Origin of the sequence: Vibrio sp. Isolate25 (assembly GCF_022398025.1) — a bacterium.
GTDB classification, from domain to species: Bacteria; Pseudomonadota; Gammaproteobacteria; order Enterobacterales; family Vibrionaceae; genus Vibrio; species Vibrio coralliilyticus_A.
Genome location: NZ_JAKEUT010000001.1, coordinates 63,084 through 89,500 on the forward strand (window position 1 = coordinate 63,084; position 26,417 = coordinate 89,500).

General features: G+C 46.5%; 27 protein-coding genes. 19 read left to right on the plus strand and 8 right to left on the minus strand.

Annotated elements, in window-relative coordinates; all coding sequences use genetic code 11:
- Positions 1-10: 10 nt before the first annotated feature.
- The 5 genes from L1D15_RS00300 to uraH form a co-directional block, all read right to left on the minus strand.
- Positions 11-1,159: a crosslink repair DNA glycosylase YcaQ family protein gene (locus tag L1D15_RS00300; protein ID WP_239874280.1), complete on the minus strand. Its 1,149-nt coding sequence runs from the start codon at positions 1,157-1,159 to the stop codon at positions 11-13.
- 169 nt (positions 1,160-1,328) lie between these two features.
- A complete protein-coding gene (locus L1D15_RS00305) occupies positions 1,329-2,690 on the minus strand; it encodes an 8-oxoguanine deaminase (RefSeq protein WP_239874281.1) in 1,362 nt (453 codons plus the stop codon).
- Between the two features lie 134 nt (positions 2,691-2,824).
- Positions 2,825-4,228 (minus strand): nucleobase:cation symporter-2 family protein, encoded by a 1,404-nt coding sequence (locus tag L1D15_RS00310; RefSeq protein ID WP_239874282.1) that lies wholly within the window; start codon positions 4,226-4,228, stop codon positions 2,825-2,827.
- Between the two features lie 154 nt (positions 4,229-4,382).
- A complete protein-coding gene (locus L1D15_RS00315) occupies positions 4,383-5,726 on the minus strand; it encodes an NCS2 family permease (RefSeq protein ID WP_239874283.1) in 1,344 nt (447 codons plus the stop codon).
- Positions 5,727-5,861: 135 nt separating this feature from the next.
- Positions 5,862-6,215: a hydroxyisourate hydrolase gene (gene uraH / locus L1D15_RS00320; protein ID WP_239864788.1), complete on the minus strand. Its 354-nt coding sequence runs from the start codon at positions 6,213-6,215 to the stop codon at positions 5,862-5,864.
- 351 nt (positions 6,216-6,566) lie between these two features.
- Between uraH and puuE the strand changes: the two genes are divergently transcribed.
- From puuE to L1D15_RS00350, 6 genes are all read left to right on the plus strand, one after another.
- Positions 6,567-7,490, plus strand: a complete 924-nt coding sequence (gene puuE / locus L1D15_RS00325) for an allantoinase PuuE (RefSeq protein WP_239874284.1) — start codon at positions 6,567-6,569, stop codon at positions 7,488-7,490.
- Between the two features lies 1 nt (position 7,491).
- Entirely contained in the window at positions 7,492-8,007 is a 516-nt protein-coding gene (uraD, locus tag L1D15_RS00330) for a 2-oxo-4-hydroxy-4-carboxy-5-ureidoimidazoline decarboxylase (RefSeq protein WP_239874285.1), read from the plus strand.
- 95 nt (positions 8,008-8,102) lie between these two features.
- Complete coding sequence (gene alc, locus L1D15_RS00335) at positions 8,103-9,089, plus strand: allantoicase (RefSeq protein ID WP_239874286.1); 987 nt, start codon at positions 8,103-8,105, stop codon at positions 9,087-9,089.
- A gap of 14 nt (positions 9,090-9,103) precedes the next feature.
- The gene (locus tag L1D15_RS00340) at positions 9,104-9,667 is read left to right on the plus strand and encodes an ureidoglycolate lyase (protein WP_239874287.1); all 564 of its coding nucleotides are present in this window, start codon (positions 9,104-9,106) and stop codon (positions 9,665-9,667) included.
- A 66-nt stretch (positions 9,668-9,733) separates the two neighbouring features.
- Positions 9,734-11,041, plus strand: coding sequence for a urate hydroxylase PuuD (locus tag L1D15_RS00345; protein ID WP_239874288.1), 1,308 nt, complete (start codon positions 9,734-9,736; stop codon positions 11,039-11,041).
- Positions 11,042-11,385: 344 nt separating this feature from the next.
- Complete coding sequence (locus L1D15_RS00350) at positions 11,386-13,308, plus strand: methyl-accepting chemotaxis protein (protein ID WP_239874289.1); 1,923 nt, start codon at positions 11,386-11,388, stop codon at positions 13,306-13,308.
- A 63-nt stretch (positions 13,309-13,371) separates the two neighbouring features.
- Here L1D15_RS00350 and L1D15_RS00355 read toward each other — a convergent pair whose 3' ends face one another.
- On the minus strand, positions 13,372-14,676 hold the full coding sequence (locus tag L1D15_RS00355; RefSeq protein WP_239835649.1) for a dicarboxylate/amino acid:cation symporter: 1,305 nt from the start codon (positions 14,674-14,676) through the stop codon (positions 13,372-13,374).
- Between the two features lie 577 nt (positions 14,677-15,253).
- Here L1D15_RS00355 and L1D15_RS00360 point away from each other — a divergent pair.
- The 13 genes from L1D15_RS00360 to L1D15_RS00420 all read left to right on the plus strand — a co-directional run bounded on the left by L1D15_RS00360 (position 15,254) and on the right by L1D15_RS00420 (position 24,219).
- Positions 15,254-16,465, plus strand: coding sequence for an AraC family transcriptional regulator (locus tag L1D15_RS00360; RefSeq protein ID WP_239874290.1), 1,212 nt, complete (start codon positions 15,254-15,256; stop codon positions 16,463-16,465).
- Between the two features lie 101 nt (positions 16,466-16,566).
- Positions 16,567-16,767, plus strand: a complete 201-nt coding sequence (locus tag L1D15_RS00365; RefSeq protein ID WP_006960107.1) for a RebB family R body protein — start codon at positions 16,567-16,569, stop codon at positions 16,765-16,767.
- A gap of 52 nt (positions 16,768-16,819) precedes the next feature.
- Positions 16,820-17,086, plus strand: a complete 267-nt coding sequence (locus L1D15_RS00370; RefSeq protein WP_239864771.1) for a RebB family R body protein — start codon at positions 16,820-16,822, stop codon at positions 17,084-17,086.
- A gap of 23 nt (positions 17,087-17,109) precedes the next feature.
- A complete protein-coding gene (locus tag L1D15_RS00375; protein ID WP_006960109.1) occupies positions 17,110-17,370 on the plus strand; it encodes a RebB family R body protein in 261 nt (86 codons plus the stop codon).
- A 53-nt stretch (positions 17,371-17,423) separates the two neighbouring features.
- Complete coding sequence (locus L1D15_RS00380; RefSeq protein WP_006960110.1) at positions 17,424-17,687, plus strand: RebB family R body protein; 264 nt, start codon at positions 17,424-17,426, stop codon at positions 17,685-17,687.
- A gap of 59 nt (positions 17,688-17,746) precedes the next feature.
- On the plus strand, positions 17,747-18,040 hold the full coding sequence (locus tag L1D15_RS00385) for a hypothetical protein (RefSeq protein WP_239835646.1): 294 nt from the start codon (positions 17,747-17,749) through the stop codon (positions 18,038-18,040).
- Between the two features lie 86 nt (positions 18,041-18,126).
- The gene (locus L1D15_RS00390) at positions 18,127-18,555 is read left to right on the plus strand and encodes a RebB family R body protein (protein ID WP_239874291.1); all 429 of its coding nucleotides are present in this window, start codon (positions 18,127-18,129) and stop codon (positions 18,553-18,555) included.
- A complete protein-coding gene (locus L1D15_RS00395; RefSeq protein WP_239864767.1) occupies positions 18,542-18,805 on the plus strand; it encodes a hypothetical protein in 264 nt (87 codons plus the stop codon). Before L1D15_RS00390 ends, L1D15_RS00395 begins: the two co-directional genes overlap by 14 nt.
- An 11-nt stretch (positions 18,806-18,816) precedes the next feature.
- On the plus strand, positions 18,817-19,089 hold the full coding sequence (locus tag L1D15_RS00400; RefSeq protein WP_019277222.1) for a RebB family R body protein: 273 nt from the start codon (positions 18,817-18,819) through the stop codon (positions 19,087-19,089).
- A gap of 92 nt (positions 19,090-19,181) precedes the next feature.
- Positions 19,182-19,373 (plus strand): RebB family R body protein, encoded by a 192-nt coding sequence (locus tag L1D15_RS00405; RefSeq protein WP_099608220.1) that lies wholly within the window; start codon positions 19,182-19,184, stop codon positions 19,371-19,373.
- Positions 19,374-19,386: 13 nt separating this feature from the next.
- Positions 19,387-19,653: a hypothetical protein gene (locus tag L1D15_RS00410; RefSeq protein WP_239835643.1), complete on the plus strand. Its 267-nt coding sequence runs from the start codon at positions 19,387-19,389 to the stop codon at positions 19,651-19,653.
- A 161-nt stretch (positions 19,654-19,814) separates the two neighbouring features.
- Positions 19,815-23,336, plus strand: a complete 3,522-nt coding sequence (locus L1D15_RS00415) for a toxin VasX (protein ID WP_239874292.1) — start codon at positions 19,815-19,817, stop codon at positions 23,334-23,336.
- Positions 23,337-23,340: 4 nt separating this feature from the next.
- Complete coding sequence (locus tag L1D15_RS00420) at positions 23,341-24,219, plus strand: hypothetical protein (protein WP_239874293.1); 879 nt, start codon at positions 23,341-23,343, stop codon at positions 24,217-24,219.
- Between the two features lie 290 nt (positions 24,220-24,509).
- On the opposite strand, the gene L1D15_RS00425 is transcribed toward L1D15_RS00420, so the two are convergent.
- Complete coding sequence (locus L1D15_RS00425) at positions 24,510-26,042, minus strand: hypothetical protein (protein WP_239874294.1); 1,533 nt, start codon at positions 26,040-26,042, stop codon at positions 24,510-24,512.
- A gap of 10 nt (positions 26,043-26,052) precedes the next feature.
- A complete protein-coding gene (locus L1D15_RS00430) occupies positions 26,053-26,301 on the minus strand; it encodes a hypothetical protein (RefSeq protein WP_239874295.1) in 249 nt (82 codons plus the stop codon).
- Between the last annotated feature and the right edge of the window lie 116 nt (positions 26,302-26,417).

Consider the following 26,417-nt stretch of genomic DNA (forward strand, 5'->3'; position numbering starts at 1 on the left):
TATCTGAAGGTTAAGCATGAATCTGTTGGATTTTAAACTGCTCACACTGATTGAACTGGGCAAACTCCGACAGCTCTTGTTCGAGGGCAGAGTGAAAGTCATCTCGCTTTCTCAGTGTGGGTTCGATATGTAAGCTTAGCGCCTGAAGTGTCGAGGTTGGCTTGTCTACTTTGCAATCAACACGAGCGACTAACTTTCCATCCCACATGACAGGTAGGCAGAAGTAACCAAACTGGCGTTTATCCGCTGGCACATAGCACTCAAGCAAATAATCGAAGTTGAAAATTTTCTGAGCACGTTTTCTCTGGATCAGTAGATTATCAAACGGAGAGAGTATTTTGGCCTTCTGGCGATTGAGGCGCTTACCGAGCAAATCCAACGCGCCGTGGAACGTGTAATAGGTATGGCCGTCGACCTTAAAAGGGAAAATTTCACCTTGTTGGCACAATTGCTTCATCGTGTTGCTGACCAGCTGCTTAGTGTTTTTGAGTAGGTAATTGATTTCCGACAGATGACCAAAACCATGCGCTCTGAGGTAATTCATCACCAGATAACGCCCATATTCTTCATTGCTTGGCATTGAGGTATCTATTCCTGGCGGCAGGACTCGTTCTGTCAGGTCATACACTTTATGGAAGTTGCGCCTTTCAGTGATCATTAGATCACCTTGCATGTAGAGATTCTCCAACGCCTGCTTCGTGGGTTTGGTTCCCCAGCCCTGTTTTTTGACCCCCGCAGACTCAAAGTCTTTTGCCATTAATGGCCCTTCGTGCTCAATTCGACTCATGATGTCATTCATCAACTGGTTGTCGCGGCGATACCAATGATTCTGGTCTCCGGATTTTATGGCCTGTTTACGTGGCAGAGTGAAGCGATAATCTCGCATGGGTAAATAAGCGGCGGCATGAGACCAGTATTCAAACACAGAACGATTTTTTACCAGCTTATCGAGGTGATTGGGTTGATACTTTGAATTGCGGCTCCACAAGGTATGATGGTGGGCGCGCTGGACGACCGAGATAGTGTCGATTTGCACATAACCGATACGCTCAAATGTTGAAAGCGTGTTCTGTAACGCGCCGCCTGATTTTGGGCTTTGTGGCAAACCTTGAGAGAGTAGCGCGAGCTTTTGAGCCTGCGCAATTGAGAGTGTTTCCATACTGAAGTGAATCCTGTATCTACCCCGTCAGGGTATGAATGCCTGTATAATTTGCAGTGTAAACTCGATACATCAGTGTAATGAAAACGCCTGAATTATTCGTTGGGAAAGATCGAATTATGAGGGAAAGAATAAAAAGCCCCAGCGTGATTCTAGGGCTGAATTAGGTTTATTCACCGAGTGCTTTTTTCGCCAAACGCGCGGCGGCGTGTTTATGTCGGTTGAGAAGTTGATGCAAGTCGACACCAATCACTTCACTATTGAGAACGCGCCAGTGGCCCGCGACCATCACACGGTCTGCTTGCTGTGCGCCACATAAGATCAGAGCGGCTAACGGATCGTGACTGCCAGAAAAACGTATGTCATCGAGCTTGAACATAGCAAGATCGGCTTGTTTTCCGACGGCCAGCTCACCGATGTCGCTACGCCCCATGGCACGAGCAGAGCCTTGTGTTGCCCAGCGAAGGGCGTCGAAATGGGTGACATTGGCTGAGCCGTATTGTAATCGTTGCAAGTACATCGCCATGCGAACTTCGGCAATCATGTTGGAGCCGTCGTTGGATGCCGAACCGTCGACACCTAAACCCACTTTGACGCCAGCGGCTTCCAAATCGTTGTTTTTGCAGATCCCCGATGCCAACATCATGTTCGATGTCGGACAATGGCTGATCCCCACACCTGCTTTGCCAAGACGGCGGATCTCTTCTTGATTGAAATGAATACCGTGTGCCAGCCAGGTTCTATCATTCAGCCAACCAACGTCTTCAAGGTAATCGACGGGTCTCAGGCCGAATTTCTCCAAACAGAAATCTTCTTCGTCGAGTGTTTCACACAAATGCGTGTGCATCATGACGTTTTCTTGCGCCGCAATGTAGGCAGTTTCCTTCATCAGATCTGTTGTCACTGAGAAAGGTGAACATGGCGCAAGGGCGATTTGCGTCATGGCGCCATCGTGATGCTGGTGGTACTGGCGAATCAAGCGCTGGCTATCATCGACAATTGCTTGTTCCGTCTGAATGGTATGACGAGGCGGAAGGCCTCCGTCATCTTCACCAAGGCTCATTGAACCTCGGGTAAAGATGGCTCGTACGCCGAGTTTCTGCGCCGCTTCAACCTGAAGATCAATCGCATGTTCGAGCCCATTCGGCAGCAGGTAGTGATGATCGGATGCCGTGGTACAGCCAGATAGCATCAGTTCCACCAGTGCCAGTTCAGTCGCGACACTCATCATCTCTTCGTCGAGATTCGCCCACACTGGGTACAGGCTTTGCAGCCAGTGGAACAATTCTTTGTTCAAGGCATCAGGATAGGCGCGAGTCAGGGTCTGGTAGAAGTGATGGTGGGCGTTGATTAAGCCGGGGGTCACCACATGGTGCGAGGCGTCGACGACGTAATCTATCTGATGAGACGGCGTCTCGTTTTTTGCGATAAGTTCGACAATTTTGTTTCCCTGCACCACCAAGCCGCCTTGCGCGTCTTGATGATTTGCAGTGTAAATTGCCAGTGGATTCTTAATCCAGATGGTTTCCATTCATAGTAATCCTTAGCCATCTCAGCCATTTCAGGGGAGAGGGTCTTGCTCGATTTTAGGTTGAGTTATTGCCAGACTTGTCTGACGCTAAGTGTGTTTTGGTTGCTTCTAGAGAGGAGCAACCAAAACAGTCGTTATTCTTGCTGAGCTTTCAACGGGCTTTGTGCGTCTGGTGTTTGCTCTTCTTTCTTAGACTGTGCTAGCTCTTCTTGTACTTGATCGCGACTCTCTTTGAGAGCATCGCGCTCTTCTCTGCGGCTCGATTTCGGTAACAGTTGGTGCAGGAGAACGGTTGCGATGGTGCCCGTTGTGATGCCTGAATGAAGGAAATTAGCTATATCATGGGGTAAGTGCTGCAGCAGACGAGGCTCAAACGTCACAGCCAGACCAGAAGCAAGGCCAACACAAATCACCAGTGCATTACGTTTGGTATCAGCAGCTTTGATCAGCATACGAATCCCGGCGTAAGCGATCATGCCGAACATGACAAAACCGACGCCGCCCAATACCGGCTTAGGAATAGTGACGGCAATCGCAGCCAGTTTCGGAAAGAGTCCACCGAGAATAAGCAAACCACCGGTTGCGGCGACGACAAATCGGCTGGCAACGCCCGTAATGCCGACAATACCGACGTTTTGACTGAAAGAAGCCAATGGCATCGCGGTAAGAATTGCGGCAAGCGTACTGCCGAGGCCATCACCAAGCAAGCCACGTTGTAAGTCTTTACCTGACACTTGCTTATTACAGTTGTTGGCGAGCGCCATGAAGTCGCCTGTGGCTTCTGCGATCACGACGATGTAAACCAAACTCATGCTGACAATCGCGCTGGCGTGAAAGCTTAAACCGTATTTAAGCGGTTCTGGGCCACCGACCCAAGCCGCAGTTGACACGTCATCCAGATTAACCATGCCCATAGAAAGAGCAACGATGTAGCCACCTGCGAGACCTATTACAATCGCTGATGCCGCTACCGCCCCTTTACAGTACACTGATACCGCGACGACAATGCCCAGTGACACTATGGCGAGGAAAAGCTTGGGTAGTGTCGCGAAGTTTTCACTAGCCGCAGGCGCATCACCGACCCAGTTCATTGCGACTGGTAATATGGTTAAACCTATCAAGGTGACGACTACGCCGCTTACCACGGTCGGGAAGAGTTTGCGTACCTTGTCCATATAAAAGCTGGCGAAAATCACCACCAGTGAGCCGACTAGCGCCGAGCCCATAATACTAGCGACTCCTCCTTCACGGCCAATTGCAATAGCGACGCCAAGAAAGGCAAAACTGGACCCCATCACTACGGGTAAGCGAATGCCAATTGGGCCAAAGCCGAGGCACTGGGCCATAGTCACGATACCGGAAGCGAGCAAAGCAGCATTGATCAGAGAAACAATTTCTTCGTTGGGCAGCCCAATAGAGGCGCCGACGATGAGGGGAACGGCAACGATGCCGCCAATCGACGCCAGCATATGCTGGAGTGCTAGGAGTAAAGTGATGCCACGAGGCGGTTTTTGGTTAAGCGTGTACAGAAGTTTCATTTGTTTACCTCAGAGAGAGTTGGCGGTTTCGGTTATCTCTCGTTGAATGGTCAATTGCTCCACTCAACAGGTGACAGACTTCTACAAACTGCGTAGGGTCGACGGATGTTTCACCTGAGTAGGTACTCAGGTGAACGGATAAAGGTATTGATGATTAGATGTAAATCAGCTTAGCAACGAAGATAACTGTCAGGATGTACATCGAGATAGATACGTCTTTGGTTTTACCCGTGGCAACTTTGAGCACAGTATAAGTGATGAAGCCTAACGCGATGCCGTTAGCAATCGAGAAGGTCAGTGGCATCATCAGTGCAGTAATCGCAGCCGGAGCGCCATTGGTGAAATCTTTCCAGTCGACGTGCTGCATACTGCTCATCATCACAAAGGCCACATAGATCAGTGCGCCAGCTGTCGCGTATGATGGGATCATCCCCGCCAGAGGCGATAGGAATATGGCCGCGAGGAAAAGAACAGCAACCACTATGGCAGACAGACCTGTACGAGCACCCGCAGCCACCCCAGCGGCGCTTTCAACGTAGCTAGTGACCGGAGGACAACCTACACACGCACCTGCCACACTAGAGATACTGTCGGCTTTGAGCGCTTTGCTTAAGCCTTCAATCTTACCTGTTTCCTTGTTGATCAAGTGTGCTCGCTCTGCCACACCCATCAGTGTACCAGCGGTATCGAACATGTTGACGAACAAGAAGGCCAGAATCACGCTTACCATTGAGATGTTAAATGCGCCAGAAATGTCCATGGCCATAAAGGTTGGCGCAATACTTGGTGGTGCAGAGAAGAAGCCGTTGTAATGCACCAGCCCTAGCATCATACCGATCAGAGTCACACTCAGAATGCCGATAAGAACTGCACCAAAGATTTTACGTTCGCTGAGCACAGCGATGATCAGGAATGCAATGGCAGCGAGCATAGCATCTGGTTTAGTAAAATCGCCCAATGAGACCAAAGTTGCTGGGTTTTCGACGACAATACCTGCAGTTTTAAGACCAATCAGGCCGAGAAATAGTCCGACACCGGCAGTCATAGAGAAGCGCAAGCTTTCCGGGATACTTTCGATGATCCACTGACGAATCTTATAGAAGCTCATCCCGACAAACAGGATACCAGAGAGGAACACCGCACCGAGTGCGACTTCCCAACTGTAGCCCATTTCACTGACGACGGTAAACGAGAAAAACGCGTTGAGACCCATACCCGGCGCGAGGCCAACAGGCCAGTTGGCAAACAGCCCCATCAGCAAACAACCGATGGCGGCACCAATACAGGTGGCAACGAATACGGCGCCTGAATCCATTCCAGAAGCAGCCATGATCTGAGGGTTGACGAAAATGATGTACGCCATAGTGGCAAAAGTGGTGATCCCCCCGACCATTTCGTTTTTGACACTGGTTCCATGGGCTTTTAATTTGAAAAAACGCTCTAAAAAGCCACTAGGTTGACCTTCGGTATTGAGCACTTCTGCTTTGCTTTCATTCATGTCAGCAAGTCCTTTTATTTTGATGTTTCCTTAATTGAAGACCGCACTTCGCCAGGACGTCTCTGTCTCAGACGAACTTCAATTTTCCCGATTGAGTAGTGTTATGACGCTGTTAGGTGATGGTGAGTATTCGCGTTAACTGCCTCGATAGGTCGAGAAGCTATAAGGGGAAACCAATAACGGAACGTGATAATGGGCGTGTTTTTCATTCAACCCGAAACGGATCACAACATCATCAAGGAAAGCAATCTCTCCGAGATCGACATCCTTATTGCGGAAATAATCAGCAACGTGAAAAACAAGCTGATACTTACCAAGCTCAAAAGCTTCGCCTTCTAATACAGGCGAGTCAGTACGGCCATCGAAGTTGGTGGTAACCGTTTTAATCTTGGTAAGGTTGTCATCTTCCACTCGGAACAGTTCAACTTTGATGTCTGCTCCTGGCAGGCCATGCATTGTATCCAATACGTGTGTGGTTAGTTTTCCCATAATTCCTGTTCGCGCGTCGCGCTCTCCTTAGCTTTGAAGTGATCTTAAATTGTATACAAAGATGTTTTAAAACTTTGTTGGATACCTATATATGTACACAAAATATTCGGATAGTAAAGCTTGTTGTTATAAAAATGTTATTAAAGAATAATTGAGAAAATCAAATTTGTGAACTGTTGACGGCTAGAGGTTAGGCAGGATTGATTTCTAATATATTGATTAATATAGGTATATTAACAAAAAGTAACTTTAGCAACAAAATCTTTACATTAAGATATTTTATTGTATACAATGAATGTATGAAGTTGATGTGGCGTAGCCATCACGCCGAGCTTTTTAAGGAGAGCCTGAATGGATAAGGATTATTCACGAGATCTTGTTGGCTATGGGGCAAATCCTCCCCACCCCAAATGGCCGGGCGGTGCTCGTATCGCAGTGTCATTTGTGTTGAATTATGAAGAAGGCGGTGAGCGCTGCCTGTTGCACGGAGATGACGAGTCCGAAGCTTTTCTATCTGAAATTCCAGCAGCTCAGCCGATCAAAGGTGAGCGCCATATCAGTATGGAATCTATCTATGAATATGGTAGTCGTGCTGGCGTATGGCGCGTATTACGCCTGTTTGATGAATACGAAATCCCCTTAACTGTTTTTGCGGTGGCGATGGCGATTGAACGACACCCGGATGTAGCAAAGGCTATGGTGCATGCGGGTCATGAAATTTGCAGCCATGGTTATCGCTGGATTGATTATCAGTATATGGATGAGTCACAAGAGCGTGACCACATGGTAAAAGCGATTGAAATCATCAAAGCAATCACAGGTAGCAGACCACTTGGCTGGTATACCGGTCGAACTGGGCCAAACACCCGTCGTTTAGTGGCGGAAGAAGGCGGATTCTTATACGACTCCGATGCCTATGATGACGATTTGCCGTATTGGCACACCGAAGCGGGTCGTCCGCAACTGGTGATCCCATACACTTTGGATGTCAACGACATGCGTTTTGCTACCGCTCAGGGATTCAACTCTGGCGAGCAATTTTTCCAGTATCTGAAAGACACGTTTGACACTCTCTATGAAGAGGGTGAAGTGGCACCGAAGATGATGTCGGTTGGGTTGCATTGTCGATTGATTGGCCGACCTGGCCGTCTGGCCTCACTCAAACGCTTTCTTGATTATGTAAAACAGCACGATGATGTGTGGCTATGTCGCCGCATTGATATTGCTCGACACTGGCATGAACACCACCCATACACACCAAAAAAGGAGAAGTAATATGATCGAATTTCGTACCTGTAAACCATCGGAGATGGCTCGCGCGGAATTTGTCTCGCATTTTGGTGATGTGTATGAGCACAGTCCATGGGTCGCTGAAGCTGTATATGACAAAGGGCTGAGCGTCGACGATAACAAGATTGAACATCTGCATCAGCGTATGGCTGAAACTTTACTGGGTGCAGAGAAAGCACAGCAATTGGATTTAATTAACGCTCACCCGGATCTAGCCGGTCGTGCAGCCGTCAATGGGGAACTGACCGCCGCCTCTACTGCTGAACAAGCGGGGGCGGGCATTGATCAATGCTCTGCGGAAGAGTTCGAGAAATTTACCACTTATAACAACAGCTACAAAAGTCGCTTCAACTTTCCCTTCATCATGGCAGTGAAAGGGGCCAATCGTTACCAAATTCTTGAGTCGTTCGAGATGCGATTAGGAAATGATAGTGAAACTGAGTTTGCTACTGCGATTCAGGAAATCAACAAGATTGCCTTGTTTCGCCTACGAGATATGTAAGTCACTGAGCTGGCGACTATCTCGTAATAACGCTCTTTAGGAGCAGATAACTGACTCACTTAACCTATTTTTGATTAATTGGAAGGATGAAGGAAATGTCCTTAGATTTTGAACAATACATTAACCTTGCTGATGACAAACTGGGCGCACAAGCTATCTACGCGACCGATGATTTCTTTGCGGATAAAAGCCGCCTTTTACGCCGTGAAGCGCCGGAGTGGAAGGAAGGTGTTTATGACGACAATGGAAAATGGATGGATGGCTGGGAAAGCCGCCGTAAGCGTGGCGAAGGCTACGACTATTGTGTGATTCGTCTAGGCTTAGCTGGCACGATTGCAGGCGTTGATATCGATACCTCTTTCTTTACGGGTAACTTCCCACCATCGGCATCCATCGATGCGTGTTATTCACCTAATGGTGACCCAACGGATGCCTCTGAATGGCAAGAAATTCTGCCTTCAATGAGCTTGCAAGGCGATCATCATCACCTTGAGCAAATTGAAAGCGACGAAGTGTTCACTCACTTACGTCTTAACATCTATCCAGATGGCGGTGTTGCACGTCTTCGTGTTTACGGCCGACCAAGCGTGGATTGGGACCGCATTGATGCTCAGCAGAAAGTAGACTTAGCCGCTGTTGAAAATGGCGGTCGTGCGTTGGCATGTAGTGACGAGCACTACGGTAATAAATCAAACATTCTTGGCCCTGGCCGAGGTGAAAATATGGGTGATGGCTGGGAAACCGCACGTCGACGCACGCCGGGGAATGACTGGGTGATCGTTGCACTTGGGCACGCCGGTAATATTGACCGTGTTGTGGTGGATACAGCGCACTTTAAAGGCAACTTCCCAGACAGCTGCTCTATTCAGGCGGCCTACGTTAAAGGTGGCACGGATGATCAGGTGGCGACACAAAGCCTGTTCTGGCGTGAGCTTTTGCCAGCACAGAAGCTCAAGGCACACGACATTCATGAGTTTGTCTCTGAAGTGAATGAACTGGGTGCTGTGACGCATGTTCGTCTGAATATCTTCCCGGATGGTGGTATTAGCCGCCTGCGTTTATTTGGAACTAAAGCGGAATAAGCGAGGGAAGCACAATGAGCAATGGAATTCGCCGATTAAAAATAGAGCCACTCACCAAAGAGGCGTTTGCAGAATTTGGAGACGTTATTGAAGTCGAAAACAGCGACTACTTTATGATCAATAACGGCTCAACCCGTCGTTACCACAAGCTAGCGAGCACAGACGTGCAAGATCAAGGTGGTGAAGCCATCATCAGTATCTTTCAGGCCACGCCGCTGAGTTACCCTCTAACGATAAAAATGCTGGAACGTCATCCGCTTGGCTCACAGGCCTTTGTTCCGTTGCTTGGGCAACCTTATTTAATTGTTGTTGCACCGAAAGGAGATGACCCGCAGTTGTCGCAAAGCCGTGCCTTTATCAGCAATGGCCGACAAGGTGTCAATTACCACAAAGGTGTTTGGCACCATCCGGTGTTGGCGCTGACCGAGCGTGATCAGTTTTTGATCGTCGATCGAGGTGGTGAAGGGCATAACTGTGATGAAGTGTTTTTCGACACCGATTTGGTTTCTCTGCATCTGGAAGATATTCCAGGCAACAGCAGCACGGATGAAGAGCAACGCATGGAACAAGCGTTGTAATGCTGGCACTGCCCATCACAGGGTTCCCTTGTGATGGAAAGCGCTGGCAGTAAATAGGAGTTTATTATGGATCCACATATCACGGAGTGGTTGAATCTGGCGATTCGCTGGGTTCACATGATAGTCGGGATCGCCTGGATTGGCGCATCGTTTTACTTTGTTTGGTTGGAGAACAACCTAAACCGCGTTAACCCGAAAACTGGCCTGTCAGGCGACTTGTGGGCAATTCATGGCGGTGGTATCTACCACCTTGAAAAGTACAAGCTTGCGCCACCAGAAATGCCAGAGCACCTGCACTGGTTTAAATGGGAAGCATACTTCACTTGGATTACCGGTGTGTTGCTACTGGCAGTTGTTTATTACCTCAACGCAGAAATCTATCTGATTGCACCGGGCTCTGGCCTGTCACCTACCACTGCTATTGCGATTGGTGTGGGTGCGTTAGTCGCGGGCTGGTTCATTTACGATCTCTTGTGTGATTCGCCTTTAGGCAAAACCCCAATGTTGCTGGGACTGGTTCTGTTTGTGCTGCTTGTTGGTGCGACCTACGGACTGGCTCAGGTCTTCAGTGGTCGTGGTGCCTACATCCACGTTGGTGCCATCATAGGTACTATCATGGTGGGTAACGTTTTCCGCGTTATTATGCCAGCGCAGCGCAATCTGGTGAGTGCGATTGAAGAAAACCGCGAACCGGATCCGGCACTGCCAGCGAAAGGCTTACTGCGTTCTCGCCACAATAACTATCTAACATTGCCTGTTCTGTTCATCATGATCAGTAACCACTTCCCGAGCACTTACGGTTCGGAGTACAACTGGGCGATTCTAGCAGGTCTGGCGATCTTCAGTATCCTAGTACGACACTACTTCAACACACGTCATGGCAGTCAGAAATTTGCTTGGACGATCCCTGTGGCGGCGTTGGGTATGATCACGTTGGCGTTTGTGACTTCTCCTTATGCGAGCCGACCAGCGGCGCCAGTGGCGAAAGCACCGGTCGTACAACAGCAGGCTGCACCTGTTGCTGAAGCCGCAACAACAGAAGCAAGTGAAACCGCATCGGCATCAACCAATGAGCAGGCTCCTCAGGAGCAAGCAGCACCTGCAACAGGTGGTGTCAGCTTTGCCGAAGTGAACAAGGTCATTCAGGAGCGCTGCTCTGTATGTCACTCTGCCACGCCAACGCACGCAGCATTTGCGGTTGCGCCAGCCGGAGTGGTACTGGATACCCCTGAAGAGATCTTAACTAATGTTCCACGCATCATTTCTCAGTCCGTTGCGACTAAAGTGATGCCGCTGGGCAACCTTACTCAGATGACTGATGAGGAACGATCCCTTATCGGAGTTTGGGTGGAACAAGGTGCAGTTATCCAATAACTGTCCTTGCGGGACTGAGTGTCAGCCTGACTTCCTGTCATCCTATGTTCAGGCTGACATAGACTCCTCATTCCCAGCTGTCTCCAGACAGTGTATTTCCCTTTCCCCGGAACGTGTTCCGGGGTTTTTTATAGGTGTTAAGAAGCAAGAAATGCAAGGTTGTTGAAGTTGTGATGTTTATCTTCAATCAACGCATGCAGAAATTTCGGCTGTGCTACGTTTACTATTGATAGGTAACGCATTAGTTGTAAATGAAAGGCTGAGAGCGACATTTCTACCTTCTTTCTCTTTTCACGGGCTCATTAGATGCGCCCTACATTGGTCAATTATAAAAGGATTTAGATGTGACGAAATTAGCCATCAGCATCAGACACAAAACCATACTGGCGACAGTATTGGCAGTGGTTCTGGTGATCATCGTACTGATCAGTACCACCGTGAGCCAAGGTCGTAAGATCATTCTCGACCAAACCTATTCACAGCAGCTTCCGGCTTCGTTGGGAGAAGTGAGTAACAAAATTAAGCTTGAGCTGGAGAAACCGCTGGTTATCGCAGATGTGATGTCAGAGCTTTCCCAGCTGACCGAATTTACCGGAGAAGGCAGTGCACAAATCGTCGACATCCTTAGCCGTATCAAGCAACAGTTCGGTGCACTGACGGCGTTCTACGTTAATACCGTTGATAGTAGCTACTACATTCCGACCGGCAAATTGAAAGACATGTCGGCGCAGTCTAATGATGACCAATGGTTTTATGGCTTTCTCGCCAGTGGCAAGAAAGTCGAGCTATCGATTGATGTCGATGACTCTACTGGTGTAGCGACTGTGTTTGTTAACCATGTGGTGATGCAACAAGGCAAGCGTATTGGTGTTACCGGGATTGGCTTGTCGCTACAAAATATGGGGAAAACCGTCGCCAACTACTCACTGGGTGAGAAAGGTCAACTGATGCTGGTCGACAATCAAGGAGTAGTGAAAATTCACGCAGATGCCAATCTAGTTGGTAAATCACTCAACGACTTACAGTTGCGAGAATTGGCAGCGGAGCTGGGTAAACTCAGTGACACAGACTCACACATTATTGAAGCTGAAGTGAACGGCAGCGCCATGATTGTCGGGTTTATTGCCTTACCAGAGCTCGGTTGGACACTGGTTTCTCTTCAGCCTCAAAGTGAAGTGCTGGCGGAGCTGAATCAGTTTATTCAAACCATGACTTACATCGGTGTGGTAGTGGCCTTACTCTTTATTGTCATTAGTGCTTATATGACGAATGCTTTGCTTAAACCTCTGTCGACCACAGCAGACTTGCTGCTGGAAATAGGCGGCGGTGGTGGTGACCTGACGCAAAGGCTGGACGAAAGCCGCAATGATGAAGTCGGCAGCATTGCCCGTGGTTACAACCAGTTTGTTGCTTATATGGGCAATGTCTTGCAAGAGATCGATCGCTCGCGTGCTGATTTGGTGGCAACCATTGATCATATTGATTCTCAAGCCAGTGAGATGAAACATCAGATCCAAGGGCAGGAGCAGAACATTGACCAAGTCGCGACAGCGATCCATGAAATGAGCGCTAGCTCGGAAGAGATCGCCAGCAATGCCAACAATACGTCAGACAATGTGCAGCAAGCGACAGTAGAAGTGAAACATGGTTTGTCATCGGTCAGTGACACATTTTCTCATACCGAAGCGATGAGTCGACAGTTGGATCAGAGTAGTCAGAGTATTGAAAAGCTCTCTAATGATATCAACGCCATTGATACGGTACTGGATGTGATCAGCGGCGTGTCGGAGCAAACCAATTTGCTGGCACTCAATGCGGCGATAGAAGCAGCTCGTGCGGGAGATCAGGGGAGAGGGTTTGCTGTGGTAGCGGACGAAGTGCGCACATTAGCGTCACGCACGCAGGATTCAGCCAGTGAAATTCGCACCATTATCGAAAATCTTCAGGGCCTCAGCGATACGGTGGTGAAAGAAGTTGGCCAGAGTCACAGTACCGGTAAAGCGTGTTTAACCGCCGCTCAGGCTTCTGAGAAGCACTTAGAGTCTATCAATCAGTTTGTGGACGAGATTCACCAACTGAGTAGCCAGACCGCCACGGCGACCAATGAGCAGTCTCAGGTTATCAATGAAATTGCTCCGCATGTTTCGAGTATTGCTGATGTGGCACGCAGCAACACTGAGATGGTGAATCAAACCTCCCATCATTGTGCCGATCTGAAAGACAATGTGAATTCTCTCAGCCAGCTGGTGGCTAAATTTAAATTCTAACGAGTGGTGCAAAAAAATGCCCTATGCGTCAGCACAGGGCATTATTATTAGTGAGTAAGAAAATTAAGCGCCTGCTTTTTTCAGATTCACTTCTTCTTCTTTCACGCCGGCCATTGGATCGTTGAAGCGTGACTCATCCAGAGCCCCTTCCGACTTGGCAACAATGACGGTCACTGCACTATCACCTGTGATGTTTACGGCAGTACGGATCATGTCTAGTAGACGGTCAACACCCATGATAAGAGCGATACCTTCCAGTGGGAGGCCGACTTGGTTGAGTACCATCGCCAGCATTACCAGCCCAACACCCGGAACTCCAGCAGTACCAATAGATGCCAGTGTTGCCGTTAGGATCACCATCAGGTAATCACCCATGGTGAGATCAATATTGAAGGCTTGAGCGATAAAGGCGGTTGCGACACCTTGCATGATCGCTGTACCGTCCATGTTCACGGTCGCACCTAGAGGAACGGTGAATGAAGAAACACGGTTCTCTACACCCATGCGATTCTTCGCCGTTTCCATTGTGACAGGAATTGTCGCATTAGAAGACGCGGTGGAGAAAGCGAACATGATGGCATCTTCCATTTTCTTCAGGAAGGTGATTGGGCTAAGACCAGTAAAGCCTTTCAGCATCACACTGTAGGTAACCAGACCGTGAAGCACAAGTGTACCTGCTAGAACAACGAAGTATTCCGCTAGGTTTAGAATTGCACCCAACCCTAGGCCTGTGAATAGCTTCGCCATCAGGAAGAACACACCGTAAGGGGCTAGGTTCATTAGTAGCGCAACCAGCTTCATGATCACTTCGTTAAGGTCTGCAAATACAGCGGCAATACGCTCACCCGGTTTACCCGCAGCACTGATCGCGATGCCAAACAGCACGGCAAATACGATAACCTGAAGTGTTTTCCCTTCGGCCATTGCGCTGATTGGGTTGGTTGGGAACATGTCGATGATGACCTGACCCAAAGAAGGGGCTTCTGCCGATTTAAACGAGCTAGCGGCAGTGAGATCGGCACCAGCACCTGGTTGGAATAGGTTACCCATCGTTAAAGCAAGTGTGATCGCAACAGCAGTTGTCGCAATATAGAAAGCGAGTGTTTTACCACCCATTCGACCTAAAGTGGAGAGGTCTTTTAGTGAGCTTGTTCCGCAAACCAGTGAAACAAACACCAGTGGAACAACAAGCATTTTTAAGCTGGCGACAAATATCTGGCCACCAACTTCAAACAGTCCATTGACGATGTATGTGTCGACAAATCCGTTGTCGGCAAAGAGGCTGCGAATCGCAAACCCTGTCAAGATACCTGCTAACATGCCGAGAATAACGCGGCTGGTTAGCGACATCGGTTTCTTGGTATTCATAGTGAACACTCCTTATAGTTATGCACCTTGAGTTCACTTCAAGGCGTGCAGGAGGTTATCAGCCGAAGTGAAAAAAAAGAAAATAAAATGCGCTGATAGATTTGTAGATGTGATCTTTATCACTGGATCATATTGATGTTTAACCCTGTGGTAACAAAATTGGCAGGTTGTTTTATCTGAATGTTTTCAAATTTAACGTTTGAAGTGTTGGGTGTTAAAAAATAGGTCATTCTCATTACTTGAGAAATTAGATGCATATAGAGGTCGGATGACTCTATCTTTGCATAGATAATCAATGTTTATGCACTATCGAAGTTGTCACACTGGCCACAGCTCTCATCATTTTTCGACAATAATCCCAGTTTTTTTGCCGCTATCTACTCCCTGCTTGTCAGGCATTGATTACCCCTGTTAACGCATTCACTATGCCTTTGTAAATGCTAGCTACCTCATATTCAACGAGTTTCTCATTGCTTTGGCCGCGAATTTAGCTAATAACACCAATTTACCTAGGAGGGTTCCCCTTAGCATAGAAGCTCGACGTCTGAGACTACATTTAAATAAAGGAATAATTACAATGTCAGAGCTGAGCTATGCCAATACAGGTACGGTTTTAAAAGGCCATCCTGCGGTACTTAATAACTACAATTCATTTCCACATCATTCTGTAAATAGAAGTGGAGCAGATTACCCTCTGCTAGGCTTATCCCCTTCAATACAGAGAATTCAAAGTCAGATTGAGTTTGCTGCGCGAACCAGCTATCCAGTGTTTATTAGCGGAGAAAGTGGTACCGAAAAGCGTTCCATTGCTTCTCTTATCCATCTTAATAGACCGGAAGGTAAAGGGCGCTTCATTCTTATTCCGCCGACTATCCACAATCAATCGCAGTTTAAAGCGTATCTGGAAAGTAGCCTGAATCAAGCGAAACAAGGCACTTTATATTTGTCAGAAGTGGATGTTCTACCACAAGAGAAGAAAGACTACTTGACCACTTTATTCAGCCAAGAGGAGTTTCAACGCAGTTTGGCCGAAAAAAAAGTCCAGTTGATCATTTCCTGTACAGAGTCACTGAATAGTGCTGGAGGGAATCGGCAATTTCTCGCCAAATTACTCGGTACAGAAATTCCTCATTTAGAACTCCATATCCCCCCTGTTAGAGAACGGAAGCAAGACCTTTCTAATCATATTGATCACATCCTCAACAAGATCCAGTCTTTCACTACAACCCGATTTACTCCTGAAGCGATTCAACTGCTGCATAAATATCACTGGCCGGGGAATGTTGAGCAGTTACAGCGCGTTGTTGTGACGTTGGCTTCCTGCTGTGGTAACGACATTGATGTCACAGATATTCAAAATCTCGATCTTTTTCCAGAAAGTGAAACCTTCGATATTGTTGAAGCTGTGCTAAGCCAAGAGTTTAGCGGTTTTCGCCACCTCCATCCTGGGTTACTCAAAGCGCTCAATTATATGAGTAACAACTTCACTGAAGAGCTGACTCTCGCTGATCTCTCCAATTCGGCGTATACCAGTCAATCTCACCTGTCTTATCTATTCCGACAGCACATTGGATTTTCGTTCAAGTCGCTATTGGTGAAAGTTCGTATCCGCTATGCCAAGCAGATGATTGATGAATCACCAATGATGAAAGTGACAGAAGTGTGTTTGCAATCTGGGTTCGGTGATCTGAGCCACTTCGAGAAAATGTTCAAGCGTAATGTTGGCTGCACACCTCGCCAGTACCGTCAAAAAGAAAGAGACAAAGTACGCTTTTCTAACGCGACCTAAGTTGGTGAAAAGGCCGCAATTCTTGAGGGATTTGACCAAGTTATACAGCGGACTTCTTCCTAATATGGAAAGCATAGAGACGAACTTCAAGAGCCTCTGCAATGGAAATCAACATCGAGAAAATGCTGAGTCAATTTACCCCGACTACATCGCGCAATATGTATCTCAATATGGTGGCCGATTCGTTAGGGAAAGCTTCACAAAATGCCACACACGCTCAGCAGCAAATTCAGACCATAGTGGTCACTAATACGGCGTTAGGTTCCGGGTTGATTTATTCCATTGCAGCAAAAGGATCTTAGTCAGTTTTGAAGTGCAATGCTGCGCTTCTTAACCAGCAAAGGAGCATTTGATATGCCAGTAAATGATGCGGTCACTGATTCTGTGACGCAAGTAAACACCGAAGTAGTGGGCGACACCCCTGCTGTTGCGGGTGGAAACCTGTTGCTTTCAACCAGTCAGGCAATGGGCATCTCTGCTCTCAACAGTACAGGGGCAAACCAGCAAGCCACTTTGGTCCATCAGTCTTCGACAGTGCAGGGAGTGAATTCTTTACTCGCTACAGGTACCGCGGTTATTGGCCGTAGTGTCGAACTCATCCTAGAACCTAGCGCAAGCTAATTAACTGAAATTAGGAGCAAATTATGCCAGTTAATGAACAAGTAACAGACTCAGTAACACAGGTGAACACGAAAGTGGTTGGTGAAACACCCGCTATGGCCATGGGCAACCTGTTGATGTCTACCAGCCACGCTTTGAGTAATGCTGCTCACAACGCGACGGCTGCACAGCAGCAAGCACAAATCACTATGCAGGCTGCAACAGTACAAGGTGTGAACTCTTTGATGGCAATCGGTTCTTCGGTCATTGGCCGTGGTGCTGAAGGCATCATCGAAAAAGGCTAATTGATAGCCAAGTTGGAAAAACTAATTGTTAACAACAAATAAGGAACGAAACAATGCCAGTTAATGAACAAGTAACAGACTCAGTAACACAGGTGAACACAAAAGTGGTTGGTGAAACTCCGGCAATGGCAATGGGTAACTTGCTAATGTCTACCAGCCAAGCGTTAGGCACTGCTGCTCATAACGCGACAAGCGGTCAGCAACAAGCACAAATCACAATGCAGGCTGCGACTGTCCAAGGCGTTAACTCGCTTATGTCAATCGGCTCTTCGGTTGTTGGCCGAAGCGCAGAAGGCATCATCGAAAAAGACTCGTAATGCCGTACGCACCTTTGTCAGTCTAGTGGCTGGCAAAGGTGTCTTTGAAGGAGATGTGAATGAAAACGGTAAACACACCCCCTGAGCAGGCAGAGTCAGCATTCCATGCTGCGAATCAATCTGTGGCGCAATCCACTGCCATGGCACTTGCGGACGCAACAGATAATCTGCGCAACCTGAACACATTGAGTACCACGGCCATTGGTACAGCACTCAGTCAGCTATTGGAAACTGGGGATCCTAAATACATGGACATCATCAACCAAGCGCAAAAAGTGGTGACAAATGGCGCCGAGAACTTTGGTGTGGTAGGCGAAAAAGTCGCAACAGTGCTGCACGACCGCTCTCAGTAGATATCGCTGTTCTTCTCATTTCCATTTCAGGTTTGTGAGTTCAGCATCCGTTTCAGCGCCTGTTGAAGGCATCGCAAGGAGTGAACATGAAAGAGCAGGATACAAGATTCGAAAATGAGTTCGAACAAGAGCTCTCGCAAAATACGATTGACCAATTTAATACGCTGCAGGGGTTTTCGTCACAGCCGACCAGCCTGTTGGAAACCACTTTGGCTGATACGCTGGGTTTGTCTATGCATAACGCGGTTAGCACCCAACAGCAATCACAAATGACCACCGCGGCATCGGTAACCAACGCCTGTGCCCGATTGCTCCAGACTCAGACTCGACCGACGGTTGAGGCGAAAGTGGAGCCTAAAACCGAGCCCGCCATTTTTGTTGATGCCAGTCACCGACTGGGTAGAGAAGAAGGTGGCTCGGAAGACATTCAAGAAGGCGATGAAGAGAAGAAGCGTTCATTCAGTTTGCTGCGCTTTCTGAAGAGAGATAAAGGGGCGAGTGATGGCCAGCAATGATCCAATCAAGTTTGATGTCAATGAACAGCTTAAACAGATTGAGTCCTTTACCGCGCAGCAACAGCAGGATGTTCAGAAGCTTATTGCTGACTCGCAGAAGCGCTTTGGCTCCGGTCAGGTAAAAGAGTCTATCGATGAAGTGGAAAATGCAGTCACAGGCATGCTGGATAATATTGAGGGTCAACTTGAGCAAGAAATCAGCAAAATCAATCAGCAGCTGCAGGAGCTGCTTCCAAATGAAATTCAATAAGTGAGGTTATCATGCCGAAAAAAGTCAACGAGCAGATCACAGACTCCGTAACTCAAACCAATACTCAAGTACTGGCGGGATCACCGGCTAATGCAATGGGTAATTTGTTTACCTCTATGGGCTTAGCGATGTCGAACCTGAACAATAATGCGACATCAGCACAGCAGCAGGCCAATATTGGTATGCAGGCTGCGACGGTGCAGGGCGTTAACGCACTGACAGCGATTGGAACAGCGGTACTCGGGCGAGCTACAGAAGCAATCGTCGAAAAAGACGAAGAATAACGTTATTGCGCTTTGATTTTCTTGCCAACCGTACCAGTTGACCCAACGGCCAATTCAATTATGACATTGGCCTTTTGTTTTAGGAGTGAATCATGAGTGACAAGAAGGGTGCTGAAGATCTTAAACAAGTATCAGAGATGATCGATCAACTGACGGAGTCAGCCATGTCAGACACTATGGGTCTGCATATGCAAAATGCCGTCACCATACAGCAAGGTATGCAAGCCATCAGTAATGCTTCGACCTCGACGGCATGTGCATTGATCCTCAAAAAAGGCGGCTAACGGATAACCGCCAATGTCGAATGAGAGCACGACTGACAAGGCCAAACAATCGGTCGCTCAATCCACTGCCATTGCCGTGCAAGATGCGGCTGACAACCTGCGCAATCTCAACACCATTAGTACCACCGCTATCGGTGTTGCTTTGTCTGAACTTCTTGCCACTGGTGATCCCAAATACGTGCAGGTGATTGAACAAGCACAGAAAATCATGGAAAAAGGGACCGCCAACTTTGCTGAGCTAGGTAGTAAAGCGGCTGAAGTGGCGAAGAAGTTTGGTTAGTGGACGACACAAAAAATGGTGAGAAAAAACCATTTATTGTACGATTTAACGAAATATTGTGTCACGGAGGACAGCGGAAAAATTAACTTATTGAATTTTAATTAAAAAATATTTGGTATGACATTTGCTTTAATCCGATATTTTCTTCGTCTGGTGTAAGCATGAGTAACCATAACCCCCTTCCCCCTAAGACATCCATGTTTTGGAATAATCAACCTTTTAGTCATGATGACGCTGTTTCGGCGTACGACCAAGATGGCACATTGGCGTCATTGAACCAGAAATCTGATATCCCCTCGGATGATTTGGCAGGTTCTCCGCCTGAGCACAGCATGTTCTGGGAAGGTGGAACTGAAAAAATTGAGCCACCTGAACAAGACGTGCCCGCAGAAAAGCTCAACCTGAAGAAAAAAGAGGTAGAAGGGGAGACGATCAATATTGTTCCTGTGCGTTACGCCATCGACGAAATCGACGATCCAGAGGCAGAGCCCGCAACCAAACCATATGGGCTGCCTGAGGGCTGGAAGGGTAAAGGTTCAACAAAATACAGTTCAGATTCAGGTTTAGGCTATACGCTGAGGCAGCTAAGAGACGGTTGGTTATATGTTTATGACCACATGACTAAAGAGCTCGACGAATACGAGGTTCAAGGGGTGAATTTTACTCAGTATCTGATGAGTGAAAGTGAAGACCCTGAACTAGGCAAAGAGAGTCGTGGTCAGGCACAAGAAGCCAAGCCCTACATTACCTACCCGACAAAAACCGCCATATCATGTGTGTTTTCAAAGCACCGCTGGAGCTGGGAAAGCTATGAAAGAGTTCGTGCTGGCGAAACGAAAAATGGCCAGTTTATGTCGACTCGGGCACTAAAGCTGCCAGAGGCCTCTGATGTTGGTGATATTGAACTGTTATCTCAAGTGGCGGATATAGAAGATAGTGTGATTAATGATCATCGCTTTGCTAACAGCAGTGTCCTCACTTCGCTAGATAGTGAGTATCCAGATCTAGAAGTGAAACCTGTGGCATCCGCTGCGGAGATAAAAAGTACATTACCTCCTGACGAAGCTGCGTGCATCATGGCAATTGACGACTATTTGGCTGAAGGGCGTGATGTCTCAGCGTATTTTGTTGGGGTTGCTTCGCCATACCGATTATTCGAAGAGCAATACACTAGCCAGTGGGCCTTGATGCAAACTGCTATGCAACTTTGTATGTTCGGTTCAAAAGATGATCTTGATATGCCATCTATCGTCAAACGCAGAGGCCAGGAGCTTGAGTTCTATAAAGATCTCTCAAGCTATTATTCTAGTCGAAGTCTTGTGGACATGGCGAAGCGAAATGAAGCTTATCCTGGGCAGTTTAATGAAGTTAACAAAGAACTTAACAAGCTATATGGCTCAAACATGTCCTCAACAATGGAGTCTAGAGAAGCGTATTTCCAAGAAAAATACTGTGTTTCACCTACCCGATTAAAAAGTTACGAGACATGGGCGGCGACGGATAAATGGAGAAAAATGCTCGACTGGCAGCGTATGTTCTCTGAAATGGAAGAGTTGACCAACAAGCGCGAGGAATTATTCGAACCTGTAACAAAGGTGAGGGAAGATTTTCGAAAGACGTTAGAGAAATTGTCTCCGCGCCGTATTGAGTGGTTAATGGACTTATGGGATAGGGAAACTCAGGAAGAGTTACTGCACTATCACATGCAAATAGTCGAGGCCGTCACTTTTATCCAACATGAGGAGGATCAAGCATTTATCGCGGCAGAGTTCAGTAAACCGACGACGATCATTCCGCTCAATACGAGCGGTTTCAGTCGAGAACTTTTCAACATTCTAGGCTCTGCGATTCCAATGAGTATTGATGATGCTGCTACGGCTTCAGCGCAGCAACAAACAGAACCCAGCATTCAGGACAAATTTGCGTCGGCAGCTTCAAATTGGGGAAGCGCTACAGGTATTTACAGCAAGCTGGTGGATTTTCTCACCAACGAAGATGTTTATGGCAGCGAACTGCTTAAACCTCTCAGTGACGGAGCCAAGAATATTCACCTGCTTATCCACGAATTTGTTGAAGCGCTGTCACTTGCTGCGCCAAAAACGAGTGCCAGCTTCATCGCTCAGTCATCCGTACTGGTTTTATCTGCAGTTGCCCCGACTGCCACTGCGAATACAACGTACATGCGAATGGCCATGGCTGAACGCCTTGCTCTCAAGATGGGGCTGGAAGTGCCAGATGACTATTCAACGAAATTTGTCGAGTGGCGAGATAAGATCAAACGTAATGAGGCAACTTTAAAAGAATCTAAAGCGATGGTGGATGCGTTTAATCGTAATGATAAATCAGTGTCCAAGAGTGCTTTCAAAGCGGCTCGGGAAAAGTACACCAACGCTAAAAAAGTGCTTAGAGCCAGCATGCTGGAATACCCACAAAAGATTGTTCTACCGAAAGATTTTGCATCTGCGATGGCGAACGTGCGTCTGGATATTCTCAAGGGAAAAATTGATAGGCTCGGAGATTACTATAAGTCGGTAGGCGGGCTCGGTTTTATCGGTTTGTTGTTCAACCTTATCTCATTTCATGACGCCCTAGATGATGCATTTGAGGATGATTTTGTTCAGACAGATGAGTACCTGGCAATTATTCAAACAGGGATGTACTCGCTTTCTGCAGCTGTCGGTATTAGAACAAGCCAAGTTTGGTCGTCTCAATTGGGTAATGAGACCTTACGCAGATACTCTTTAAAGACCCTTACATCTAGGCAGATTGAGATAGGTGTAGATACTGCACAATTAAAGCAACTTAGTTTGTATAACAAATGGCTGGCAGGAACTGCCTTGCTAGGTTTATTAGCTACCTCAATTGAAGGTTATAGAGTTTACAATCGCTACACTAGTGCCAAATCCAGTGTCGAAAAGAACTTATTGCTTATACAAGGTACCTCTCTAGTGTCCTCAAGTGTAGTTCTAGGCCTTCAGACTGTTGGCTATTCAGGAATGTTATCCTTGTCTCTTACAGCAGGACTATTTGCAACTGCTATTTTGGCAGTAGCAGCTATTGCTTATGTTGCTACGACAATTCTACTAGAGCGTGAAAAGAAAGATGACTATCAAAGATGGTTGTCTAACCTTCCTTGGGGGTATTCTTCAACGAGGAACAGATGGAGTACCTCTCAAGAACTCGAAGCATCTGTAGAGGAAAATTCGAAACTAGCGCGTGAAGCTCTTGCAGAGCTAGACAAATTAATAAGACAGCCAGTTATTACGCAAGAACCAATCCTATCTGTCGAAAGTGGAAATTCAAGCTATCCTACAGTGATTTCGCATCAGATAGCACTTAAAATAACATTACGTATACCTAACACAATTAATATTGATGCTCTTAGAGTTTCAGCTTCTCATGAAACAGAAGAGTGGCTGAAGGTCGACAATAATACGGAACATATTGAATACAGTTCAATAATGTCAACTTCTTCAGAGCCTACTAGCAAGTATGTGACATTAAAAGTAGAATATTTAGGTCGAAACTTGGTATCTGGAGATCTAGTGTCAAATACTGAGTATGTTTACCAAAATGCTCTTAATGAAAAGAGCACATATACTGCAGAGTTTGATGCTAATTTGTCAAAACAATACCAGTCACTTTTGAATGGCGATAGTAGAATAATACAAACCCGAGGGTGAGAAGTTGGCGCATTTACCTTTTTATATAACGTTAGAAGAATTCTCAGAGTTACAAAAAAAACAGATAGAAGATATAGAGAATAGTACTCAGGTTTTTTCTTGGACCAGTTTTAACTTAGATGAAAAAGACAGATGGCTTAGGAAAAAGTGGTGGTTCTTTTCTATTCTATTAATTTCTGCACTTCTAATCGGTATTGGCTTAGTTGCAAATATAGAGATGTGGAAAAACATGGAAGGGCTTGCTATTTCTACTTTAGTCGGACTCTCTATAGGCTGGTTGGCTACATATATAAGCTTTGCAACGGATGATCGGTTTGATTACATTTTATCCAAAAAAGGTATTGTTGTGCACCAGAGCTTAGGAGAGCCACTTTGGGTTCCTAACGTAGTTAAAATTATTGGTTTTGTGGGAAGCGCAATTTGTTTAATCCTTGTTGCTTTTGTTGGCCCTGCAGTGTTAGTGGGTGCCGGAAGCTTCATGCTGGTATCGTTTTTTTTGATAAATAGAAAGCAAGATGAACCTTATCGTCGAGTAGTTCCATATGACCAATTCATGGCTATAAGAGCTAATAGAGAAAGAAATATTATATGTATATTTACAAGTATTGATTCATGCATACCGTCAATGAAGAATGAAGGGTATATATATCGAGCCTTGGCGAAAGCCTGTATACCTATTTTCCCTGACAACGAAGTACAATATTCAAATATTATTTCACTTTTAGAAAATGATATTGGGTTAGTTGTTGAAAATATAGAAGATCTCGACTTGATTTATGACAGTGAACAAGGTCCAGAACCATTCAAAACCTTTCATCAAAAAGGCGAGCACTATTCTATGGCAGAAGCTGTGACAAAAAGGGGGAATCCAGCCCACACCTAAAAAGCTAGGTAAAGCATGACTTAATGCCAAAGCCAAAAAGATGCCTCGGTTAAGCTGGGAATGACTTGAGAATACCCTGTAGAGTTTGGATTTAAACTCGAAAGGTAGGAAAGTGCATGAGAATATTAGACTTAGTGTTCATCATTTGGTTAAGCTTTTTAACGCTTTATCAGTTCAATATGTTATTCCGGCTAATGGTTGATGGTTGGTTTTAGAGAAAACCCATAGAGATAAAGCTCTATGGGTTTTTTACTTTATAAGCAGCCTGTTAGGTTTGGGCTGCCATCAAGCTAAGCTCTCAGCTTATCTGCTATAGTGCTGATGGCTGCATCGGTTCGACACGTCATGACCTCGACAAACTTGTGTGGCTTTTGTTCGACTAAGTGAAAAATGGTCATCAGTGCTAAACGCACCTGGTGGTCATTATGGTGGTTACTGTCGTGAATCAGGTCGGCAACCTCAAGCAGCTTTTGTGCTTGAGTTTTATCGCCATCACTCATTCCGGTTTTTCTTGCCACCCATTTAAATCCGCTGTAAGCAGAAATCAGCAATCCAAATGGTGTAACTTTGAATGAATAACGCACCGCTGCCCAATCAATATTGTCGATGGCTAAGATAATGGATGCCATGACGGGATCGTCATTCTTAAGTTTTAATGTCTCTTTACCATGTTGTTTGAGATCGTAAAGAAGCAGTTGTTTGGCCATATACGTATTGAAATCAACGGTTGCGGTTAACGGAGTCAGCAAGTTTCCGCCGAAATGGAGCCCTAATGCGGTTCCACCTCTACTGGCGATTTGACCAAGCGTAAACCATAAAATACTACGAGCATTTTCACGCAAAGTGGTAGGTATGCCGGTGATTTGTTTTTTGAACCATTGAAGCCATGGCTCTTCACTGGTTTGCCGTTGAGTTGCCTTAATCAAATCAAGCATTGGGTTGACTTGAGTAATGAGTGTGTCTATCGAATGGAAGCCTGCGAGTGGCATTTTCTCAAATGGAATTGAGACAAAATGAATCGATTCTGGTTTTTCGATTTCAGGTGTTGGGAAATCAAGCTTCTTGGTGATGACGTCAAGTTGCTTGTCAAAGAACTGAACGAAATCATCTTTGTTTGCGGGAGTGTCGCTGCCAAATAATCCGCTACATACCACATAAGGTGCTTCCGCAGTGCTGGTGACATCATGTGTGTCATATTTGATCTTCTGCCACAAAAAGTTCATCGCTGTGATGGTTTGCGGAGAGTATTCGTTGCAGAACAGATTAAAGGAATCTGAGCTGATTAGCTGCATTAACCAATCGGCATAGTTTGTCGAAGCGGGGTTAGTATCAAGGATATCTCTCGGGAGCTTTTTAGGATATTCAGATATCTCGGCTTTAATGCCATTGAAGCTAGCTTTGAGATCGGCATATAAAGCGCGAGCCATTGAGGCAGCATTGGATTTCTCTAAAACAAGAGAGGACACAAGGCTGGGGCATTGTGTACTTACTTCGGCGAGGTGGACTTGAGCACCACTCAGGCTTTTAACGGATTCTTTCGAGCTTGAGTTGATAAGCGAATCCAAGAAGGAGGAGTGTGTACTCACATTTTTGTCAGCGTATAAATCTGATAGCACAGTCTGCATATGAGCTAAAACACTCGGAAAGTCCTGATATAGGAAGTACACGAAGTCGCCGCTATTGAGCAGTAAATACGTCCAATCTCGGTACTGAACTTTTTCAGGTATCGTGCCTACGCTCATGTTCCTCATCTCATTTTCCCAATCCCCTCGGCTTTTGAGGATTGAGGCCAAATGCTTGCATGCTCTATTTCTGATGGTCATCACGGGCTCCTTACTGTTCTTCAGAGTTAATGTTTTCTAACTCTGTGAGTTGCTGCCACAGATACTCATCCATAGCTTGTTGTTGGCTGGTTGTGAGAGGGGCACTCTCGTTTTCAGTTGAGCTGCCTGAAGCCCCCTGTCTTAACGGGTTAGTGTTGGTTGGCATTGTTGTCACTCCAATTAGGTTGAATGGCTGGACGAAGCGTCCAAGGCGTGGAATTTCAAAAACGTCAGCACGTTGTGCTGACGAATCACACATGAAGTGGTTCAACTATATGAATCTACCGGTGGATTCACTCAGGCTTAGCTGTGATCTTCTCGGGGGATGTAATGCGGAGTTGAGAAATGGAAGCGATTCGCTGACTTATGAAACCA

Bases quoted from the DNA above. Each gene is read 5' to 3' on its own strand.
- L1D15_RS00300 (WP_239874280.1), bottom strand. From the start codon at position 1,159: ATGGAAACACTCTCAATTGCGCAGGCTCAAAAGCTCGCGCTACTCTCT.
- L1D15_RS00305 (WP_239874281.1), bottom strand. From the start codon at position 2,690: ATGGAAACCATCTGGATTAAGAATCCACTGGCAATTTACACTGCAAAT.
- L1D15_RS00310 (WP_239874282.1), bottom strand. From the start codon at position 4,228: ATGAAACTTCTGTACACGCTTAACCAAAAACCGCCTCGTGGCATCACT.
- L1D15_RS00315 (WP_239874283.1), bottom strand. From the start codon at position 5,726: ATGAATGAAAGCAAAGCAGAAGTGCTCAATACCGAAGGTCAACCTAGT.
- uraH (WP_239864788.1), bottom strand. From the start codon at position 6,215: ATGGGAAAACTAACCACACACGTATTGGATACAATGCATGGCCTGCCA.
- puuE (WP_239874284.1), top strand. From the start codon at position 6,567: ATGGATAAGGATTATTCACGAGATCTTGTTGGCTATGGGGCAAATCCT.
- uraD (WP_239874285.1), top strand. From the start codon at position 7,492: ATGATCGAATTTCGTACCTGTAAACCATCGGAGATGGCTCGCGCGGAA.
- alc (WP_239874286.1), top strand. From the start codon at position 8,103: ATGTCCTTAGATTTTGAACAATACATTAACCTTGCTGATGACAAACTG.
- L1D15_RS00340 (WP_239874287.1), top strand. From the start codon at position 9,104: ATGAGCAATGGAATTCGCCGATTAAAAATAGAGCCACTCACCAAAGAG.
- L1D15_RS00345 (WP_239874288.1), top strand. From the start codon at position 9,734: ATGGATCCACATATCACGGAGTGGTTGAATCTGGCGATTCGCTGGGTT.
- L1D15_RS00355 (WP_239835649.1), bottom strand. From the start codon at position 14,676: ATGAATACCAAGAAACCGATGTCGCTAACCAGCCGCGTTATTCTCGGC.
- L1D15_RS00360 (WP_239874290.1), top strand. From the start codon at position 15,254: ATGTCAGAGCTGAGCTATGCCAATACAGGTACGGTTTTAAAAGGCCAT.
- L1D15_RS00365 (WP_006960107.1), top strand. From the start codon at position 16,567: ATGGAAATCAACATCGAGAAAATGCTGAGTCAATTTACCCCGACTACA.
- L1D15_RS00370 (WP_239864771.1), top strand. From the start codon at position 16,820: ATGCCAGTAAATGATGCGGTCACTGATTCTGTGACGCAAGTAAACACC.
- L1D15_RS00375 (WP_006960109.1), top strand. From the start codon at position 17,110: ATGCCAGTTAATGAACAAGTAACAGACTCAGTAACACAGGTGAACACG.
- L1D15_RS00380 (WP_006960110.1), top strand. From the start codon at position 17,424: ATGCCAGTTAATGAACAAGTAACAGACTCAGTAACACAGGTGAACACA.
- L1D15_RS00385 (WP_239835646.1), top strand. From the start codon at position 17,747: ATGAAAACGGTAAACACACCCCCTGAGCAGGCAGAGTCAGCATTCCAT.
- L1D15_RS00390 (WP_239874291.1), top strand. From the start codon at position 18,127: ATGAAAGAGCAGGATACAAGATTCGAAAATGAGTTCGAACAAGAGCTC.
- L1D15_RS00395 (WP_239864767.1), top strand. From the start codon at position 18,542: ATGGCCAGCAATGATCCAATCAAGTTTGATGTCAATGAACAGCTTAAA.
- L1D15_RS00400 (WP_019277222.1), top strand. From the start codon at position 18,817: ATGCCGAAAAAAGTCAACGAGCAGATCACAGACTCCGTAACTCAAACC.
- L1D15_RS00405 (WP_099608220.1), top strand. From the start codon at position 19,182: ATGAGTGACAAGAAGGGTGCTGAAGATCTTAAACAAGTATCAGAGATG.
- L1D15_RS00410 (WP_239835643.1), top strand. From the start codon at position 19,387: ATGTCGAATGAGAGCACGACTGACAAGGCCAAACAATCGGTCGCTCAA.
- L1D15_RS00415 (WP_239874292.1), top strand. From the start codon at position 19,815: ATGAGTAACCATAACCCCCTTCCCCCTAAGACATCCATGTTTTGGAAT.
- L1D15_RS00425 (WP_239874294.1), bottom strand. From the start codon at position 26,042: ATGACCATCAGAAATAGAGCATGCAAGCATTTGGCCTCAATCCTCAAA.
- L1D15_RS00430 (WP_239874295.1), bottom strand. From the start codon at position 26,301: ATGTGTGATTCGTCAGCACAACGTGCTGACGTTTTTGAAATTCCACGC.